General features: G+C 49.6%; 2 protein-coding genes. Both read right to left on the reverse strand.

Annotated elements, in window-relative coordinates; translation table 11 throughout:
• Positions 1–238 precede the first annotated feature (238 nt).
• A complete protein-coding gene (locus IP83_RS20310; protein WP_156309726.1) occupies positions 239–658 on the reverse strand; it encodes a hypothetical protein in 420 nt (139 codons plus the stop codon).
• Positions 655–1,622, reverse strand: a 968-nt coding sequence (locus IP83_RS20315; RefSeq protein ID WP_231625053.1) for a phage tail tip lysozyme, incomplete at its 5' end; no start/stop codon positions are given. The genes IP83_RS20310 and IP83_RS20315, both read right to left, overlap by 4 nt.

Below are 1,622 nucleotides of genomic sequence, written 5' to 3' on the forward strand. Positions count from 1 at the left end.
CGGCTTACCCACGCCGCATCACCTCGTATTACAACGCCAGACACCCCGTAGCACAATGTTTACACAGCAATCTCAACCGCTTGGCCGCAAACCAGACCAACGGGCGCCGTGTAGGGTGTGCTCGGATCACACCTCGATCACGTGCGTAGCGCGGCGGTCGGTGGTCAACGGGATTGATCGGGTTCAGGGCGGGCTTTGAACGGGTAGTGGTGGGGGCTTATTGAAGCCGTACCGTAATTCAGACAGCTCCCTTCATCACAAATTGATAGTCATCACCTGGTATTCCAATGATAATCTCTTCTCGGCTTGCTGCGTAGGAAACGGCTTGGCTCTTCATGAATCTTGAAATTCCTACATTCCGATATGCTACTTCGCCAATCGTAAACTGGCTGATGCCCAAAGACCCAACCCGGCTCGTGTATTGCACTTCGAACTTGCCATCCTTCCACATCCATCGGTACTCATTCCAAACCTGTCCACCCTTAAGTTTATGCGAAATTACCTGATGGTACTGCGAGCATCGAGTCGGCGATTTGCCAATATTTGCGTCAAAAGTACATAATCGTACCCCATCAAAAATCCATCCATCCTCTGGACTAGGAAAAGCGTTCACCCCCATAGAAAGGCTCACTAGCACCAATATACTTGCTGACTTCATGCCACGCTTAATCCTAAAATGATTTTCTTAAAATCGTCAAACCCTTGCGTTCTGCCTGATTCGTATTCGAAAATCGTATTCGCAATTCCGGCCCTAATCGGTCTCTGACCAGCAGTATCCCTTGGCCTCTCGAACCTAGTCACGAATTCAACGGCAGCCGAACTTGCACTAGTTGCACTCATAATCTTTTGGCCAGCATTATAGAGTGTCCTATCGTAAACTGGATTCTCATATAGATGCTTATCCGTCATTTCACGAACAAGAAAGTCCAACTGCTGCGTTAGGCTCGACGAGAGAACTGCAACCCCTTCGACTTCTGCGAACCGATTCTTGCGCGCCGAAGTAGTCCACTGGGCAACTCCTTCTCCGCCGCCGCCACCCATTTGAGGAACCGAAGGGTCCATGGTGTGACCGCTCTCCACCCAAAGATTGGCAACAATGCCCGCTGCAACGGCATCGGGCTTATCCGCACCGTGTTGAGTTAGACTCTGCTTGAGCGTGTCGTACGCATAGTTAAACCTCTGAAAAGTGACATATTGCAAACCTGCCTTAGCAACGCCTGTAACGAACTTGGCTGAACCAATTTCATCATCTGATATCGCGATGCCCTTCCGCTGCCTTGCCTCCAATACTTTCTGGACAGCAAGAATATCCTGGCTCTTGCTTAATTCAGACGGGACATACCATCCTGTAAGCTTCTTTACAGCAGCGCTGTCATTAAATAAAGCTTTTATCTTGTCAAATACGACAGCATAATTCTTCTCTGATTTAGGATCAATGGATGCCTGTATAATCAGCGCCTTCTGCCCACCTTCAAGATCGTCAACAGTTAGGCCTAGCTTTTTTAGCAATGACAAGCTCGGAACCGATTCGGGTTCAGTGATGCGCTGAACCCCCTCGGCCACGAGATTCCCGATGGTATTGGCGATAACGTCCGGCAGCGCTGCCATAATGTTGTCGCCGA

It is taken from the genome of Novosphingobium sp. AAP93 (assembly GCF_001296055.1).
Classification (GTDB): Bacteria; Pseudomonadota; Alphaproteobacteria; order Sphingomonadales; family Sphingomonadaceae; genus Novosphingobium.